At 58.4% G+C, this 15,482-nt stretch carries 12 protein-coding genes; 7 read left to right on the top strand and 5 right to left on the bottom strand.

Annotated features, from left to right (window positions below; all coding sequences use genetic code 11):
* The first annotated feature begins 85 nt into the window (after positions 1-85).
* Positions 86-1,684 carry an esterase-like activity of phytase family protein gene (locus tag CTR2_RS18340; RefSeq protein ID WP_087082049.1) on the top strand — a complete coding sequence of 533 codons (1,599 nt, stop codon included), beginning with the start codon at positions 86-88 and terminating at the stop codon, positions 1,682-1,684.
* Between the two features lie 222 nt (positions 1,685-1,906).
* On the opposite strand, the gene CTR2_RS18335 is transcribed toward CTR2_RS18340, so the two are convergent.
* Complete coding sequence (locus tag CTR2_RS18335; protein ID WP_087082051.1) at positions 1,907-2,488, bottom strand: TetR/AcrR family transcriptional regulator; 582 nt, start codon at positions 2,486-2,488, stop codon at positions 1,907-1,909.
* Between the two features lie 97 nt (positions 2,489-2,585).
* Here CTR2_RS18335 and fabF point away from each other — a divergent pair, with 97 nt between their 5' ends.
* A complete protein-coding gene (fabF, locus tag CTR2_RS18330) occupies positions 2,586-3,857 on the top strand; it encodes a beta-ketoacyl-ACP synthase II (protein ID WP_087082053.1) in 1,272 nt (423 codons plus the stop codon).
* 237 nt (positions 3,858-4,094) lie between these two features.
* Here the strand turns inward: fabF and CTR2_RS18325 are convergent, their stop codons facing one another.
* Entirely contained in the window at positions 4,095-5,003 is a 909-nt protein-coding gene (locus CTR2_RS18325) for a sulfite exporter TauE/SafE family protein (protein WP_087082055.1), read from the bottom strand.
* 20 nt (positions 5,004-5,023) lie between these two features.
* On the opposite strand from CTR2_RS18325, the gene CTR2_RS18320 reads away from it, so the two are divergent.
* The 5 genes from CTR2_RS18320 to CTR2_RS18300 all read left to right on the top strand — a co-directional run bounded on the left by CTR2_RS18320 (position 5,024) and on the right by CTR2_RS18300 (position 11,604).
* Positions 5,024-5,794 carry an AraC family transcriptional regulator gene (locus CTR2_RS18320; protein WP_087082057.1) on the top strand — a complete coding sequence of 257 codons (771 nt, stop codon included), beginning with the start codon at positions 5,024-5,026 and terminating at the stop codon, positions 5,792-5,794.
* A 644-nt stretch (positions 5,795-6,438) separates the two neighbouring features.
* Positions 6,439-6,936, top strand: a complete 498-nt coding sequence (locus CTR2_RS18315) for an RNA polymerase sigma factor (RefSeq protein WP_087084521.1) — start codon at positions 6,439-6,441, stop codon at positions 6,934-6,936.
* An 80-nt stretch (positions 6,937-7,016) separates the two neighbouring features.
* Entirely contained in the window at positions 7,017-8,177 is a 1,161-nt protein-coding gene (locus CTR2_RS18310; protein WP_087082059.1) for a FecR family protein, read from the top strand.
* Positions 8,178-8,306: 129 nt separating this feature from the next.
* Positions 8,307-10,721, top strand: a complete 2,415-nt coding sequence (locus CTR2_RS18305) for a TonB-dependent siderophore receptor (protein WP_087082061.1) — start codon at positions 8,307-8,309, stop codon at positions 10,719-10,721.
* Between the two features lie 427 nt (positions 10,722-11,148).
* A complete protein-coding gene (locus CTR2_RS18300; RefSeq protein WP_254913257.1) occupies positions 11,149-11,604 on the top strand; it encodes a DUF4198 domain-containing protein in 456 nt (151 codons plus the stop codon).
* Between the two features lie 1,118 nt (positions 11,605-12,722).
* On the opposite strand, the gene CTR2_RS18295 is transcribed toward CTR2_RS18300, so the two are convergent.
* The 3 genes from CTR2_RS18295 to CTR2_RS18285 are packed head-to-tail and all read right to left on the bottom strand — an operon-like array spanning position 12,723 to position 15,474.
* The gene (locus CTR2_RS18295) at positions 12,723-13,616 is read right to left on the bottom strand and encodes a hydroxymethylglutaryl-CoA lyase (protein WP_087082067.1); all 894 of its coding nucleotides are present in this window, start codon (positions 13,614-13,616) and stop codon (positions 12,723-12,725) included.
* 14 nt (positions 13,617-13,630) lie between these two features.
* Positions 13,631-15,013 carry a tripartite tricarboxylate transporter permease gene (locus tag CTR2_RS18290; protein ID WP_087082069.1) on the bottom strand — a complete coding sequence of 461 codons (1,383 nt, stop codon included), beginning with the start codon at positions 15,011-15,013 and terminating at the stop codon, positions 13,631-13,633.
* A gap of 17 nt (positions 15,014-15,030) precedes the next feature.
* Positions 15,031-15,474 carry a hypothetical protein gene (locus CTR2_RS18285; protein ID WP_087082071.1) on the bottom strand — a complete coding sequence of 148 codons (444 nt, stop codon included), beginning with the start codon at positions 15,472-15,474 and terminating at the stop codon, positions 15,031-15,033.
* Positions 15,475-15,482: the final 8 nt, after the last annotated feature.

Here is a 15,482-nt window from a genome sequence, read left to right as displayed (position 1 = left end):
GCAAGGAAATCTCCAAGGTCTGGCAGGCCTTCGCCTCGCTGGGCTTTTTTGGGGACTTCCATCTTCCTCTTAAGCCATACCCGCCATGCGCCACCTTACTTCTTCCTCCTGCCTGATGGCTGCGACCGCCGCCGCAGTTGCCTTGCTGAGCGCCTGCGCCGACACTCGCCCGTTCCAGGTCGCCAGCCCAGAGGCGGTCATGCAGACCACCGGCGTCGGCAGCATCAGCGCCGTCGTCACGCGTCAGGACGTCCAGTTCGACGACAAGTTCTATTTCCCCTACGAAGGCTTCCATCCCGGCACCAAGGCCGATTTCCCCAAAGGCTTTCTGCCGGCCTATGGCTCGGGCCTGGCCTTGAAGGGCCGGCGCGCCGACGGCACGCTGGAGTTCTACGCCATCACCGATCGCGGCCCGAACGCGACCACCGGCCCGGTCACGCAGATCACCGACGGCTCCAATCCCGCGGGCTTTGCCAGTTCCACGGTGTTTCCTTCGCCCAATTTCACTCCGTCCATCGGCGTGATCGCCCTCGGAAAGGACGGTGCCAGGCTCGTCTCCACCCTGCCGGTCAAGTTCAGCGCCACACAGAACGCCAATGGCCGCGTGCAGCCACGGGGCATCACAGGCAACACGGGCGAGCAAGTCCTGGACGACTCCTTCACCTATCCCGGCAAGGCCAAGGGCTACAGCGAATTCGGCCTGGACACAGAATCCGTGGTGGTGGATACCACACGCAATGCGCTGTGGGTGTCCGACGAATACGGACCCTTCATCGTGAAGATCGACCCGGCGACCGGCATCATCCTGAAGAAATACAAGCCGGGCACTGGCGCGGCCGATCTGCCTGCCATTCTCGCCAAGCGCCGCGCCAACCGCGGCATGGAGGGGCTGAGCATCGATGCGGCCAGCGGCAAGCTGCACGGCTTCCTGCAAAGCCCTCTGGACGACGGCAAGGCCGACTACACCACCACTGCCGTTCCCGGCGCCACCGGCAAGTCGGAGAACGTGCGCGACTACGCCCGCTTTGTGCGCTGGGTGGAGTTTGACCCGACCACCGAGAAAACCCGTTTGTTTGCATTGCCCGTGGACAGTAGCTGGTACAGCCAGGGCAAGACCGGCAATGCCAAGCTGGGTGATGTGGTCTCGCTGGGCAAGGGGAAGTTCATCGCCATCGAGCAAGGCACGGGCAAGGACAAGAAAGTCTTCAACGACCTGGTTCTGATTGAATTTCCGGCCAACGCCAACGCCAACGCCAACGCCACCGACATCACCGCGCTGGGCTCCGACCTGGAAAAGAGCAGCCTGACTGGCAAGCCGGTCAATGGTTCGGACTATTCCAAGGTCGTGACGCTCAAGAAGACCCGGCTCTTCAACCTGAACGCCACCGGCTGGGTGGCCGAGAAGGCCGAAGGCCTGGCACTGGTCGATGAATACACCCTGGCGCTGACCAACGACACCGACTTCGGTGTTTCGCTGGCCGTGCTGGACGCCAGCGGCAAGGAAATCGAAGGCTCGGACGTCACCAAATGCATGGTGGATGCAGACGGCAAGATCGTGAACGACGGCAAGTGCGCCAAGGGCGCGGCGAGCCTGCGCTTCACCACCAATGACGTCAACGATCGTGCGCAGCGACTATGGACCTTCAGGTTCAGCAAGAAGTTGAGCGAATACGGCGCTCGCTGAACGACAGCGGCCGCACAAGCCGCTCTCTGCTGCAGCCCAGGGGGCGCTTCCGGCGCCTGTCGGCCTGCTGCACAAAGGCAGTATTGATGCAGTCGTATAGCGACTTGCGCTGGTGCTCCAACGGTCTGGATATCCAGTGCGGCCCGGGCCAGACCGTGACCATCACCACGCTCAAAATTGAGATGAGCATCAGATGTGCGAGCGCGTGCCTTGTTCGGGCGACTACGGGGCTAACTGCTCCCGCAAGGTTGTCAATATTTCTTCAGAAAGTGCCGGGTTGCCCGCTGCCGTGGCACGAGCGAGAACCAATGCACCAACCATGCTGCTGAGGGTCACGATAGTCTGAGTACGTTTGGCCGCGTCATCACCTTGGAGCACGCTCATAAAGCGCTGGATATTGCGTTCCACTCCCTGGGCAAAAACCTCCGACATCTCAGGCCCCGCTCTTGCCGCATCTGCTGCCAATGCCGCAGCGGGGCAGCCTTCTCCGGGGTGATCGCGATGCGTCGCAGAAAGATAGCCATGCACCAGCGCGCGGAGTCTGGTTGCAGGCGCGCCATCCGCCTCCGAGGACTCCAATCCGTCTAGCGGCGTGATGGTCCACTCAAATGCACGCAGGCAGGCCTCGCGTGCGAGAGCATCCTTGGACTCGAAGTGCCGGTACAGCCCGCCATGTGTCAAGCCCGCATCGCGTGTGATCTCTGCCACGCCCACGCCATCCAGGCCCTTTTCTCGATAAAGGCGCGCAGCGGCATCCACGATTCCTTCGCGGTTCTCGGCGGCCTGTGCTTTGCTCACTTTCATACGTTAGATGATACTCATCATCAAAACTCATTTATGATTATGACCATCATCAATAAAGTTGGACCCAGCTCCTGGGTTCAGTAGCGGAAGGTGCAGCATGGGACGTCGGGTAGTCATCACCGGTTTGGGCTTGGTCTCTCCTCTAGGATGCAATGTGGAGCTGGCCTGGCAACGCCTGCTGGCCGGCCAGTCCGGGGTACGTGCCTTGGGCGCCGGTGTAGGTGAAGGCACAGGCGTCTCCATCGCCGGAAGGGTGCCGGGCCTGGAGGAGGACCCGCAAGCAGGGTGGAGTCCCGAAGCCGTGATCTCGGCCAAGGAGCTACGCCGCATGGATCGCTTCATCGCATTTGCATTGGGCGCGGCAGACCAGGCTCTGGCACACGCGCAATGGGCTCATCCAAGCATCGAACAACAGGAGCGCGCGGCGACCGTCATCGGCTCCGGTGTGGGCGGCTTCAGCACCATTGTTGAAGCGGTGCGAACCACGGATGGCAAAGGGCCGCAGCGCCTGTCGCCTTTCACCGTACCGGCGTTCCTGGCCAATCTGGCTTCGGGACAGGTGTCGATCAGGCACCAGCTCAAGGGGCCGTTGGGTGCTCCGGTGACGGCTTGTGCAGCCAGCATCCAGGCCATTGGCGATGCGGCACGTCTGATTCGCAATGACGAAGCGGACATGGCGCTCTGCGGTGGTAGCGAAGCCACGATTGACCGAGTTGCGATCGGCAGCTTTGCAGCGGCAAAAGCAGTGACCACTTTCTGCGGCGGCGATCCCACGAAGGCTTCCCGACCTTTCGATCAGGCACGGGACGGTTTTGTCATGGCCGAAGGTGCCGGCCTGCTGGTGCTGGAGGCACTGGATCATGCATTGGCGCGCGGCGCCAGACCGCTGGCCGAGGTCGTGGGCTATGGCACCTCTGCCGATGCATACCATGTCACCTCAGGTCCCGAGGATGGATCAGGCGCAGCGCGATCGATGCGCGCCGCGTTGCGACAGGCGCAGTTGCAAGCTCGTGATATTCAACACCTGAATGCTCACGCAACCTCTACTCCCGTGGGTGACCGGGGAGAGCTGGCAGCCATTCGTCAAGTGTTTGGATTAGGCACCGGCCCTTCCATCACGGCCACCAAATCAGCCGTGGGTCACATGCTGGGAGCTGCAGGCGGAGCTGCTGCGATCTTCACAGTATTGGCCTTGCGCGACCAGATCGCGCCACCCGTGCTCAACCTAGAGCAGCCAGACCCTTTGGCGGACGGCCTGGACCTGATCGCCAGGAGTGCGCGTGCTCATGCAATGGAGCACGCCATGCTCAACGGATTTGGTTTCGGCGGTGTAAATGCGTCGTTGATTCTGAAGCGATTTACTGCCTGAGCCATACCTTTATCAGAGGCCTCATCAGGCCATATCGCACATGCGGCTCTTGGTAGATCGTGAAGGCTTCTCACCCGAACGAATGCCAATGGCCGGTAGTGCGGGTTCTATAGAAGCCTGCGTCAGCAGGCGTTCGATGCAAGCAGCAAGTCGGCTGACGACTGCTTCAGGGGCTCTGGCGAAATAGAGCCTTCGTTCACAAGCCGACGTTCGGGATGAAGGCAGAGTAGTGCACAGTCATGTTGTCACCATAGCCAAAAAAACGGCGATCAACAGACCTAGATAGACCTTCGCGTGAACTCGGTCTGGAATGCGCCCGATCCACAGCGATGCTGCACGGATACCGATCCAGGAACCGGCCACGAGCACAGCAGCGGCTCGTATGTCGATATAGCCGAGGTGCCACTCTCCAAGAGGTAAAGGAGATTGAGTGGACAGGACGATGTAGGTCCCTGTTCCTGCCAGCGCGACCGGCAGCGATAGCGGATTCGCCATGGCGGTAGCTCGTGTCATTTCGACTCCACGGCGGCGCATCAGGGGAACGGTCATCACGCTGCCGCCGACCCCTAGCAATGCAGCAACCCACCCGATCACCAGTCCGGACAGTGCATTCGCCAGCGGCCCAGGGCGGTGCTGCCTTGCTGCGGGCTGAGCAAGAAACCCAGGCCTCAACCAACAGTCCAGAATGGTCAGCACCAGATATGCCGCAAATGCCCAACGCAGCCATTCGCTTTGAACAACGGTTGCCGCAAGTGCGCCAAGTGCGGCCCCTGCGCCAATGGGACCCAGCAAAGGCCTGACATTCGTCCAATCCACTGTTCCTGCGCGTTGGTGACGCCAAGTTGCCAGTAGCGCACCAAAGACCATCACGCAGGTGGATGTTGCAACGGCAATCTGCATGGCAGACTGCCCCGCTGCGCTGTCTGGGGCATTCGGTGTAGACAGCAAGCGGTACAGCAGTGGAACCACCACGAATCCGCCACCAAAACCAAAGAGAACGGTAGTGACGCCTGTCACACATCCGCAGACCGCCAACAATAAATACAAGGACACGAAAAACTCCGTTGATGCAGGAGCCATCACAGTAGATGGCTCTGGAGTGGCGCGCTTTCGATGTTTGGTCAACAATATTTGCATTTCGGCCATTCGCTCCTTGCAGTCTTGCTGTGCGCAATCAATCACTGAACTCCCTCGATGCCACGCCTCGCGCCGTTGTGGCCATTGGCACCGACTATGCGCCTGGCACCGTTCTGGATACCCATAGCCATCGCCGTGCACAGTTCCTCTATGGAGCGACTGGATTGATGGAGGTCGGTACTGACGATGGCGCCTGGGTGATACCTCCCCACTGCGGCGTGTGGATTCCAGCAGGCAAGCCGCACAGGGTGAAGATGGTGGGAGTCAACACTCGAAGCCTGTACATTGAGCCTGACGAGGTACCACGGAGCCAATCGCATTGCGAGGTGCTGGCCGTGTCCCCGCTGCTACGGCAGTTGCTCATCGAAGCCATCGACTTGCCGGCGCTGTATGACGAGCGCTGTCGCGATGGCGTGCTGATGTCGCTTTTGCTGTTGGAGGTCGGCCGCGCTGAAGCACTGCCGTTCTTTGCGCCGCTACCGCGAGATGAGCGGCTGGCGACTCTGTGCATTGCTTTCCTTCACCAGCCCGACGTGCGCTTGTCGCCACTGGCCTGGGCACAGCAGCTACACCAGAGTGAACGCACCTTCAGCCGGTTCTTTCGCTCGCAAACCGGAATATCGTTTTCAGAGTGGAGAAGCCAGGCGTGTCTTCTTGTTGCAATGTCCAAGCTGGGGACCGGTGATTCGGTGACAACGGTGGCGCTTCAACTGGGCTATGACAGTCCGGGTGCGTTCTCCACGATGTTTCGCAAGAGGCTCGGGAGCAAGCCGTCAAACTTCATGGCGGCAGAGCGGTAATACGAGCTGATGGCCACGTAGTTCATTCATTACCGGCTAGTGAACGTCTGCCTTCAGGAGCCAGCTTTTTCAGATCGGTCCAGCTTCGTGCTTTGCTCTTCTTTGAAGGCAGGGCCATCAAACCGCTGCGCTCTATATACGACTCCAGCCTGGATGTGCTCTGTTTGGATCGAGGCATGCAATGGCCTTTTCTTCGGTCGTCCACGCAATAGAAACGTGTGGTGCGCAGGAGCTGAAAGTTGTGTATCGACCAGTGGCAGGCTGAGTAAATGAAAGAGGCAGAGTGGCTGCTGACATTGGTACCTTGGGGAGCAGTTAAAGCGGCACCAGCCTGGCTCCGGGTCTCTGTCGGTTGGCAGCTATCGGCCAGTAGCTGCCGGCCACGGCAGATTTCCGAACGGCGGCTTGAGGCGTTTGCTTTCGGTGCTCATCAGGTATGCCGGCCAACATTGAGCTGAACAGGGGTCACGACCGACCAGTACCCGCAGTTCGCATCACATTGGATACATTGATTGAGAATAAGTCGCATTAACAACTTATAATTTTTGCCGTGTAGTTGATCGCAACTCTTTGCGCCAGGGCTCCAGGCTGTCTTATTGCCGCGCACGTTCGACCTCACTCATAGCTACTGGCTTTTTTGGATCGTGCTGACCCGCTACTACAGAGACCTGTTGAATTTCTGCATGCGCAAAGTGAGAGACCGCGATACTGCGGCTGACTTGGCGCAGGAAAGCTATGCCCGTGTGCTTTCCATGCAGCAGAAGGGGCAGGTCATTCTTGAGCCAGGTGCATTGCTGAGGCAGGTGGCCTTGCGCGCCAAAATCGATATGGATAGACGGGCTGAGGTGCGCCAGCATCAAAATATCGATTCTTTGGAGGAGATGGATCAGCCTGCGAGTCCTCTGCATCTGCAGCCCGAGCATGCCTATGCGTCGTCTCAGAGCATTCAAGCGTATCTTGACACTATCGAGGGACTGCCGCCTCGGTGTCGTGATGCCTTCTGCATGTACATCTTCGATGAGTTGCCCAACAAGGAAATTGCAGAGCGGATGGGGGTGTCGCTGAGCATGGTGAATCAGTACATCAGCCGCGGAAAACTTGCTTGTGCTGCGCGCAGAATGGAACTTGATAATGCCGAGTGATCGCAAATTCGCGTGCGTTTTGCGTAGCTGTTTCGCCGAGGGTGAATTCTTGCCCCGTCCCGCGCATCCGTATCCATAAGATGAGTCACTCTTTTGCATCCCAGCGCAATGTGCCAGCCTCCTTTGACGAGGCTGCGGAAGCGCGCGAGCTTGCGGATTTTTTCAGTCGACAGAATCCGGTAGATGTGGCGGCCGTCGAATGGCACTCGCGTTGGGAGCAAGGCTTGAGCGAGAGCGATCATGAAGCCCTGCGTCAGTGGTTGGCTGAGGATGCTGCGCATGACACGGCATTTCGTCGTCTGACGCAAGACATGGCGGTGCTGCGTTCTGCTCCTTCCGACATGGTTGCAAAAGCACGCTCCTCGTTCAAGAGCGAAGCCATTGCCAGCGGTGGATCTTCTGCGCAGCCAGGCGGTGAGCCCGCGAAGCCGAAGGCGATGGAGGTATGGGCGCGTGCAGGCGTTCTGTTGAACTGGATGCAGCCGCGCTCTGCCCTAGTCGCTGCCTGTTGTGCTGCGGTCTTTGCGGCAGGGATTGGATGGCATCAATGGATGCTGCAGCCGACATTCGAGAGCAGCTATGTTGCACAGAAGGGGCAGCAAAGACTTGTCACCTTGCCAGATGGTACCGAGCTCGCCATGGACACCGACACCCAGGCTCAGGTCACCATGTACCGCGACCGCCGAGAAGTGCGGATTGCTGATGGACACATCATGTTCTCGGTTGCGGCCGATCCCAATAAGCCATTTCATGTTCTCGCTGGGCCTGCGCATGTCACGGTACTCGGGACACGGTTTTCCGTTCGCTATCGCAACCAGGGGGCTGATGCCGGGGCTGTCAATGTTTCGGTGGAGAAGGGCCATGTACGGGTCGCCAGTTCCTACAGCACCGCCAGCGCGAAGGCTGATCTGCCTGTCGAATTGCTGGCGGGACAAGGTCTGAGGGTGTCATCCAATGGGGTGTTAGGCGAGGTAGCCAGCATTTCTCCCGGCAGTGTTGCCCTATGGCGCAAGGGCTTGGTGCGTTTTGATAACACCTCACTGGCTGATGCATTGCTGGAGCTGGAACGCTATGGCCCTACGGGCCTGGAGATCCGCGACCCTGTGGTTGCCGCTCTGACCATCGGCGGCAGCTACCAGATTGATAGGCCAGGGGAGTTTGCGCGCATGCTGACCCAGATCCTGCCTGTGAAGCTGGTCAGCATGTCATCGGGGAAGACTGAAATCGTCAGTGCGCATTGAGCACTTCATGCTCAATGCGGCCATTTCGAATTTTTTTCGGACCAGGGGTGTATTTCTGGTGATCTGATGCGTCTTAAAGAGTAGTGAGTTTCATTTTCATTCATTACTCGACGTTCGGAATCCCTCTCCATGCGCTTCACGCAGCCTCATTTCCAGCCCGCTCCTCTTGCTTTGGCCGCAGCCCTGGCAGTCCTTGCTCCGATGATTGCGCAGGCGCAATCCGCTGCTGATAGCGCAAAGAGCATCGGCTTCTCGATCACTTCCCAGCCATTGGGGAGCGCACTCAACGAGCTGGCAGCAGCCTCTGGCACCTCGATCGGTTTTGCTCCCGCGCTGGTAGCCGGCAAGACAGCGCGCCCCGTCCATGGAGCACTCACGCTGAAGCAGGCTGTGGAGCAGATGCTGGCTGGAAGCGGCTTGGTCGCCGTGACTCAAGGGGGTGGCCTGATCATCAGGGCCATCGCGTCAAATGATGATTCCGCATCGCTGGCCACAGTCACGGTGACCGCACAGCTTGAGAGGGACGGCGTGACCGAGGGCACCGGCAGCTACACCCAGACGGGTCCCAGCCGGACGGCAACGGGCCTGAATCTCTCGCTACGCGAGACACCTCAATCCGTGACTGTCATGACGCGTCAGCGCATGGATGACTTCAAGCTGGAGACGCTGACCGATGTGATGGAACAGACCCCCGGCATCGCCGTCTACAGGCAGAACAATGCCACTGACTTTCAAGCGCGCGGGGCAAAGGTAAACCTGCAGACTGATGGCATGGCACAGCTGAGCAGCGGCTGGTACTACCTTACCAGCACCATGTTTTCGCTTGACGATATGGCGGAGATCGACCGGATCGAGGTCCTCAAGGGTTCATCCGGTCTGGTAGTCGGCAAGGGCGACTATGGCGCGACAGTGAACATGATCCGTAAACGCCCGACCCGCGAATTTCAGGCCAGCGTGCGTGCCAATGCGGGGAGCTGGGACACTTATCGAACACAGGCCGATGTGAGCGGTCCACTGAACGAGGCGGGCACGGTGCGGGGGCGTTTGGTCGCTTCTGCCATGGACGCAGGGGGATTTCGCGATCATGAAAAGAGCAGCAGCAAGATGCTGTTCGGGGCACTCGAAGCGGACATCACTCCTAGTACAGTCCTCAACCTCGGTATGACTTATCGCGAACGCGATGCACAAGGCATCGGCACTACGCAGCCGATCCAGCGCTACACGCGAACAGGTGGTGAGGTGGCGTGGATGCCGCGCTCTTTCAACACCGGGGCCCCCTGGGGCGGATATTCCCAAAAAGGTCTCAATCTCTTCGGCAGTCTGGAGCAACGTCTGGCGGATGACTGGACAGCCACGCTTAAGTTTTCACATCAGAACGTATCCATGGACGATATGAAGGCTGGCTACTTCTACGACCAGGACCGCGCAAGCTTCGGCCGGTGGCGCAACATGGAGACCGATAACTGGAGCGTCAATCTGGATGTGAAGGGGTCATTCGAGCTGTTGGGCCGCTCGCATGAAATTCTGGCCGGCGCAGGCGTATCGCGCTTTCACAGCAATGTGCAATTGCCGCTGAATGCGTTGAACCTGGTGCCGCTCGGCAATCTCGGTATCAACATGGCACAGGGTGGGGCGGTGCTGCCTCAGCCTGATTTCAGTGTTTTGAACTACGGCAACAACAAATTCAGTCAGAAGCAGCGTTATGCCTATGCTGCGGGACGCTTCCGGGTGGCGGATCCTCTGCAGTTGATCACGGGGTTACGCGTCACACGGTTTGAAGAGCGTGACATCACACCATACTGGTGGAACTATGACATGAAGGAGAACGGCGTGATCACCCCGTACGCTGGGTTGGTCTACGAAGTGCGGCCGAACGTGTCGTTGTACGCAAGCTATGCCAACATTTTCCAGCCGCAGACGGCTCAGGATGCACGGGGTGCAACGCTGGCACCGGAGGAGGGCAACACTTATGAGATCGGCGCCAAGGGCGAATTTTTCGACAAGCGCTTGAACGCCAGCATCGCTCACTTCTGGATGAAGACGGAAAACACCGCAGAGGAGAGCGGTGATCTCACTCCTGCGGGCAATACGGCCTATCGTGCGGTCTCGTCTGCAACGCGGCGTGGCTGGGAGCTGGAGTTGGCGGGTGAACTCGCGCGCGGTTGGCAAGCGCAGGGCAGTCTGGTGCAGCAAAGCAGCTCGCTCACCAGCGCCAGTCAATATCCCAAGTACCAGTTCAAGCTCGGCACGACCTATCGCTTTGACCAGGGCTCGTTGCGGGGACTGACTGTGGGAGCGGCCACACGCTGGCAGGGCAAGACCTCGATGAGCAATAGCGCTGCCACTTTGTCGCAGAGGGGTTATGCGGTGCTAGACCTGATGGCGCGCTATCAGGTCGATAAGCACCTGTCGTTCAGCCTGAACGTGAACAATGCACTGGACAAGAAGTACATGGCCGGGCTCACCAACTTTACCGCGGCAGGCTTGTTCTACACCTGGGGTGCTCCGCGCAGCGTAAATGTCGGAATGCGTTATGACTTCTGAATGCTGATATTCAAAGCTAAACGTCGGTACTTCGCTGCCGTGGAGTTCGCAATGATGGACCACAACTGATTCTGGGCAAGGCGGAGAGAAACTCCGCGCTGACCGGCAATAAGCCTGCCCAGCCATTGCTATGTGTTGTTCGATGCAGAGCCTGAACTGCAGACCATTGTCGAGCAGGAAGAAATCCCAAAGGCGCCAAGACACCGAGCGCATTGGATACAACCTTGAAGATGAGGATCGCTGAGTGCAATTGTTTCCCGTATTTCATCGAATGGCGTTGTGCCTGCTAGTCAGTGGCCTATGGTGTTCAGCAGAGGCACAAGCGGAGTATCTCTGGGTGCAGCCCGAGGGGACGGAGGTCCGAGCCTACGTAGGAGAGTTACACAAACCTTTAGACAAGTTGCCTACATTGCTGGAGCCCAGGGCAATGCAAGCTGATGGCAAATCATTGCCAATTCAGACTGCGATCAACCATATCGTTGTTCCCAGGCCATTCAGCGATCTGCGCTTCTCTGCAACCGGGTTCGATGATGGAGTTCTTACCTACTATCAAGCTCGCTACGGTCGCCAGGACATTCAGGCCATCAACGACTTGGAGCTGGTTCCGACCCATCCTGATGGAAGCACCTTTCGATTGATATTCAAGGGACGAGCTGTTGCAGCGAGTCAAGTGAATATCGAAACGGGGGAAGGATGGCGCCGTTCACTGACCCCGTCAAAGGACGGTACGGTGAGCTTCACGCCGTCTTTCCCTGGCCTGTATGTGCTCGAGGTATCGGCTCGCGTCAATGATGCAGTGGTTGCTGTGGGCGGTAAAAAATATAACGATGTACGCTATACCGCGACGCTTAGTTTTATTGTCCCTCAGCAAGAGGGGAGGTGAGTTGTCTGGCGCTGGGCTGGAGGTGCACCACAATCGACTCTGTTGACGAGTATGAGCCAGTCATCGCAATCATTGAGGTGAAAGACAGCCAGAAGCAGCCATTATCAAAACGTCAATGCGGAAGAACAACGCTCGCGGTAGGCTGCACCGTGGCGCGAAGCCGGAGGGCATACGCAAGTGAAGCTTGTGCGCGTCGGCTTAACCAACCAGCTGGGCCACAGGTACTGCACAGAAATGCGACGGCACTTTTGATGGCTGGTTAGCTGGATTGAATCGAAACGCCAAGTTCTTTGCATGTATGCAGGAAGCGTTCGCGAAGTAGCCTTATGTCGAATTCGCCAACCTTGCGCCGCTTGAGTTCAAGCGCCGCCAGAGACTCATAGATGAGTTGAACTATGTGCGATATCGACTCTTCAGTTGAATGAGTGGCCAAAATCGAAAAATCTGGCCGAACGCTATAGTGCCCGACATTGAACCTGTCTGGTATGGCTGGAAGACCAAAATGACCTCTGCCGGAGACGCGCTTCTGTAGTCGAAAGGTATGTCGGGGCTGGCCATCTGGCTTGGCCGAGCCTATGCGCAACTCTACGTCAATCCAAAGATGCTCCATTGGGCCGCCGTACTCGCCTGACAGTTGCTCAGATAGCTTGTCAAAGAGCGGGCGAAGTGCATCAGCGAGAGTTCGGGTGGACTCGTCGAAAATGCTCGCGTGAAAGCCTAGCTGCATATCTTGATTGACCTAATGTTTGAGCTTAGCCGCCTGCAGAAGTGGCTTGCAATCTTGGTTGGCGATCGATGCACCGCGACGTTCATCCAGAACGGAGTTGCACTTTAACTTGAAGGCTGCAAAGTACCTACCAATGTTCGCTCCGGGTCGAATAGCGGCAGTCGCAGTTCGGCCAGGAGCATTCCTTGAAGATCTTCTCTCTGGTGAGTGCTTCTGGCGGGTCGAGGCAGTTCATCTCAGAGACTCCAACGATTGCTGCAGCGCATGGCGGACTTGCGTGTAGAAGTCGGGACTTGCTCTGACAGCGGGCGTTGACGCCTTCAAAGAAAAAGGCCGAGAGATTTGAGATCTCAAGGCCTTTTTGCGCTGGTGTCTATGTAGAGCGCAGGTTTCAGTGCTGCACCACTTGCCGGTCATGCAAATCGCTCAGCACTTGTCGGATATAGCGACCTGCGGCTTGAACCCTGGACATATCTACGCCGGTTTCATAGCCCATGGCATGCAAGGCATGGAGCAGCTTTTCTGTGGCCAGATTGCCGGAAGCGCCCAGGGCATAGGGGCAGCCCCCCAGGCCTGCCACAGAGCTGTCGAAAATGCGCAGTCCCATCTCCAGCGAAGTGCAGACATTGGCTTCTGCCATACCATAGGTATCGTGAAAATGGCCCGCCAGGCGCGCGCTGGGAAGGTCCCTGAGGCAGACTTCCAGCAGCTTGCGTGTGGATTCGGGCGAGCCGCGGCCAATCGTATCGCCCAGAGAAATCTCATGGCATCCCATGGCCAAAAGCTCCTGCGCAACCTGCAAGACTGCCTCTGCAGCAACATCGCCTTCATAGGGACAGCCCAGCACGCAGGATACATAGCCACGCACAGGGACGCCAGCCTTCAGCGCCTTCTGCACCAAAGGCCTGAAGCGATCCAGACTCTGTGCAATGCTGCAATTGATATTGCGTTGCGAGAAGGTTTCCGAAGCCGCGCCAAAGACCGCCACCTCATCACAGCGAGCAGCCAGAGCGGTTTCCAGTCCTTGCAGATTGGGCGTCAGTGCGCTGTAGCAAACTCCGGAGTCACGGTCGATCAAGGCCATGACTTCGGCGCTGCCGGCCATTTGCGGCACCCATTTGGGCGACACAAACGAAGCCGCTTCGATAAAGCGCAGGCCTGCGCGGCTGAGCTGATTGATCAGCTCGACCTTGGCGTTCAATGGCACAGGAAGCTTTTCGTTTTGCAGGCCGTCGCGTGGCCCGACTTCCACGATCTTGACCCGGCGGTCCGATGCATTCGACATCGCTGTCCTCGCTTTCAGATGAGCTTGAGCAGCGCAGGAACGCTGAGCACGGCTGTGTAATAGCCCATGAACTGCACGCCGGTGTTGAAGCCGAAGGTTCGGGAGAGCAGGCCACCCATGAGGCCCATGGTCAAGATCACCAGCAGACCCAGCAGACCGCCTTCCCAGACGCTGATCACGATGATCAGGCCGACAAAGGTGGCGATGATTGCTTCATGGCTGACTTTGCGCGAGACAAACATTGCAGCACGGCGCGCGTAGTTCATTGCAAACGGATAGGACACCACTGCGGCAAGCAACACCGACAACATGCCGTAGCCCAGAAACTCCCAGTGGCTCAGCAGGTTGTGCAGATTGTGGGTCTGGCCCGTAGCAGCATCCACCGTAAAGCGTGGAGGTGCATTGAACAATGGAGCAGCAGGGCCGGCAGCCACAGGACTCAAGGGCAAACCAAAGGCGATCAGCGGGATCAGCGCTTCAGCAATGTAGGTGGCTTCTGTCACACCGTTACGAGCGCTCAGCACCGTGGTCAGACGGTGATACGCGTGTTTGATGCGAGAGCCCACCAACTCGCCCAGCACCACGGTCATGGCCACGGGACTGAACACAAAGGTTGCGCTGGAAATGGCGGCAGTCGTCAATGTCCAACGGGTCTGGGTTCGATCCAGCACCTTGAGAGGATTGGGGAAATAGCCTGACCAACCTTTGACATCAGGAGCCAGGTTGAACTGGCGAACCTTGTCGCGCAACATGCTCTTGCGGCCCGCGGGCGCCATCACGGTAAAAAGATCGGCGACCAGAGGTCCAATGGCGATACCCAGGAAGTAGCTGATGCTGAGCTTGGTGTCGTACTTGGCAGTCAGTGCCTGCAGAGCCAGAATCACCACCACAAAAGGCACGAGCAAAGCAATTGCACCCCAGCGGCCTTTGGAGAAATAAGCAATCAGCACGGCTGCGGCCAGAAAAATCCAGGGCGCAGTCTTGGTAATGGTTGAGCCGAACGGTGCCAACATCACGGCAAACAGCACCGCCAGCGGCACGGCGACAAAGGCAGCGACGATGGCGCCCGAGACCATTTTGCGCAAGGCAATATGCGGCACGCCAAGTTTGCGAAGCAAGTCTGCATCCTGCAGCAAAGGCGTGGCGAGTGTATCTCCGGGGATGCCCAGCAGCGCTGTAGGAACGGCATGGGTCATGTGCTTGGCAACAGCACCAGCCAGAAAGAAGGTAAAGACGCCTGCAGGCGGAACGCCGAGCAAAACGACCAGCAGGGTGAGTGGTGCGAGTGTCGTGGTTTCGTCGGTGCCGGAAACCAGTCCGATTGCAGCAAAGACGATGGCGCCGATCAGGCCCATGCCCGCAGCAACGCCGATTTGTTCAATGAGTTGAGGATCCATGCCGTGTACTCCCTGGGTTATTGACCATCACGGCTTCTGGATGTGCCGGGCGTGATGAAAAGCTCGTAGAGCTTGAGTTCCTTGAGCTCCTGCACCACGACTGGAGGCAGGTCAGACACCGAACCCAGGCCACCGGGCTGCTGCTCCAGCTCACGCAGCACCTCGGCGCGCCATTCAGGGTTGCTGGAGATGTCTTCTTCGGTCACCACACGTTTGGGAGGGAAGATGCGGGCGCAAATAATCCCGGCCAGCACGCAGCCGGCCAGACCAGCGAGCATGGCGTAGGCATGAGCCAGCTGTTTGGATTCGACCACCGAGCTCAACCAGCGGCTGGCTGCAAAAAAGCCGAGCACGCTGATGCCGATGCCGATCAGGATGGACCAGCTCAGGTGCTTCAGGTCAACGGTATCACCCCAGACCTCAGCGAGTTGCCAGTGCGAGGCTTGCTTGTCGGAACTCATAGCCTTGT

This window comes from Comamonas thiooxydans (assembly GCF_002157685.2).
Classification (GTDB): domain Bacteria; phylum Pseudomonadota; class Gammaproteobacteria; order Burkholderiales; family Burkholderiaceae_C; genus Comamonas; species Comamonas testosteroni_H.
Note: the sequence above shows the minus strand (reverse complement) of the source record. Positions and strands in the feature narration are given on the sequence as shown.

Coding starts and splice junctions, on each gene's coding strand:
- CTR2_RS18290 (WP_087082069.1), bottom strand. CDS start 15,013: ATGGATCCTCAACTCATTGAACAAATCGGCGTTGCTGCGGGCATGGGC.
- CTR2_RS18310 (WP_087082059.1), top strand. CDS start 7,017: ATGAGTCACTCTTTTGCATCCCAGCGCAATGTGCCAGCCTCCTTTGAC.
- CTR2_RS18340 (WP_087082049.1), top strand. CDS start 86: ATGCGCCACCTTACTTCTTCCTCCTGCCTGATGGCTGCGACCGCCGCC.
- CTR2_RS18285 (WP_087082071.1), bottom strand. CDS start 15,474: ATGAGTTCCGACAAGCAAGCCTCGCACTGGCAACTCGCTGAGGTCTGG.
- CTR2_RS18300 (WP_254913257.1), top strand. CDS start 11,149: ATGCAAGCTGATGGCAAATCATTGCCAATTCAGACTGCGATCAACCAT.
- CTR2_RS18295 (WP_087082067.1), bottom strand. CDS start 13,616: ATGTCGAATGCATCGGACCGCCGGGTCAAGATCGTGGAAGTCGGGCCA.
- fabF (WP_087082053.1), top strand. CDS start 2,586: ATGGGACGTCGGGTAGTCATCACCGGTTTGGGCTTGGTCTCTCCTCTA.
- CTR2_RS18325 (WP_087082055.1), bottom strand. CDS start 5,003: ATGGCCGAAATGCAAATATTGTTGACCAAACATCGAAAGCGCGCCACT.
- CTR2_RS18335 (WP_087082051.1), bottom strand. CDS start 2,488: ATGAAAGTGAGCAAAGCACAGGCCGCCGAGAACCGCGAAGGAATCGTG.
- CTR2_RS18305 (WP_087082061.1), top strand. CDS start 8,307: ATGCGCTTCACGCAGCCTCATTTCCAGCCCGCTCCTCTTGCTTTGGCC.